Source organism: Echinicola shivajiensis (assembly GCF_018642165.1).
Lineage (GTDB): Bacteria > Bacteroidota > Bacteroidia > Cytophagales > Cyclobacteriaceae > Echinicola > Echinicola shivajiensis.
In genome coordinates this window covers 1-1,822 of record NZ_JAHHZM010000028.1, presented here as the reverse complement: position 1 = coordinate 1,822, position 1,822 = coordinate 1, and the positions used below count along the sequence as shown (strand labels likewise).

General features: G+C 47.7%; 1 protein-coding gene. It reads right to left on the bottom strand.

Features of this window, described 5'->3' with window-relative positions:
* Positions 1 to 193 precede the first annotated feature (193 nt).
* Positions 194 to 1,732, bottom strand: coding sequence for an IS1182 family transposase (locus tag KMW37_RS22325; protein ID WP_215226860.1), 1,539 nt, complete (start codon positions 1,730 to 1,732; stop codon positions 194 to 196).
* Positions 1,733 to 1,822 lie beyond the last annotated feature (90 nt).

The window sequence follows — 1,822 nt, the reverse complement described above, 5'->3', positions numbered from 1 at the left end:
AAGAGGCTGTCTCAAAACAAGAGTTAAAAAAGCGAGATAGTCGATTTTAGCCAATAGAGGCCGATTAATGAAAATCGGCCTCTATTTTTTTTGACTTACAGTCAATTCAGCTCTGGATTCTTTGTTTTGAAGCAACAGTTTAAACTTGGGGGATCAGAGGGTTTTTGAACTTAAAAACGGCGTCAGCTCCTTCTTACCCGGCCATTTTTGCCAGGTTGTGGGCGATGGCGATCAATCCGGTTTCAATGGCCACTTTTTCGGCTCCTCTTAACATAAACCTTGCTCTTCCTTTGTTGTGTTTGAAGTCTGCAAATACCGGTTCCACATCGGTGGCCCTTTGCTTTCTTTTCTGGATCCCCTGCTCAGAGGTGAGTCGTTTTCTTGCCCTTGACTTCTGTTGCTGTAATCTGGTGTTTACCCTGAGGGTTTTGTTACCGGCCCCGGGTCTACAAGTGGCTGCCAGTGGACACCCCTGGCAATTTTTGGCTACATAGTGCCTGTAATGCTGGACAAAACCGGTCGAGGTTTTTCCGGTACTTTCCCCACTGGGTTTCATCGCTTGTCCCATCGGACAGATGTAGTGATCTTTCTGTGGATCGTAATACAGGTTTTCCAGCAAGCCATGGACTTTCTTTGATTTGGATTCCTGGCGGAGTTCTTTGTGGAAGGTGTTGTACTTGACGTAAGCTTCGATCCGGTTCTGCTCCAGAAAGCAATAGTTCTCTTCACTTCCGTATCCTGCATCTGCTGTACAACAGGAAGGGTAGAACCCGTAATGCTGATGGTACTGCTGTAGATGAGGCTTCAGGGTCAAGGTGTCATTGGGATTGGGATGCAGGGAATAGTTGACCACGAACCGTCCATGGGTACTGAGTTGAAGGTTGTAGGCAGGTTTGAGTTGGCCATTTCTCATATGGTCTTCTTTCATCCGCATGAACGTGGCATCCAGATCTGTTTTGGAATAACTGTTCCGTCCTGCCAGTACTTCCTCTTTCTGGGCATATTCCTCCAGTTTGGCCGGCCAGTTCTTTTGCGCATAACCCAACTTCTGTTTTACCTTCTTGTCAACTGTTTTCCCTTCCAGTGCCTGATTGATCTTTTGGATCGTTTGGGTGACTTTTCCCGCACTCGGGTTCACAAAGTCGGGTTCTTCTGTGCCCAACTCAGCGGAGGCTACCGAACCGGCATAATCCCAGAGTTCCTGAAGCTGGGAACTGATCCGCTCCTTGCTCTTCTTGACCGCCTTGCCCCAGACAAAGGTGTAACGGTTGGCATTGGCTTCGATCTTGGTCCCATCGGTGTACACCTCCTTGATGTCCAAAAGTCCTTCCTCATGCAACAACAGCACCACCTGGGCAAAAATATCGCCAATCACATTCCGGAGACGCTCTGACCGGAACCGGTTGATCGTATGGTGATCGGGACGCTGCATCCCGGCAAGCCACATGAACACAATATTCTCCCGGACCGCCTTTTCAAGCTTGCGGGAAGAATAACAGTTCTCCAGGTATCCATAGACCAGCACCTTTAACAACAGCTTGGGATGATAACTGCTGCACCCGTTCTCTGAGTAGCGGCTATACACCTCGCTCAGATCTATCCGTTCAATGATCTGATGAACTACACGGCCTGGATGGTGGGCGGGAATCAATTCCTCCAAACTGGGAGGAAGAAACATCAGTTGGTTGGGATTGTAGTCTTTAAAAGCTACATTTAAGTCTTGTTTTTTCACACCTCAAAATATCCATTTTGAGTTAAACAGGAAAGGCTAGCCGAGATATCAGCTAGCCTTTTAAACTATCTACTTTTGAGACAGCCTCTT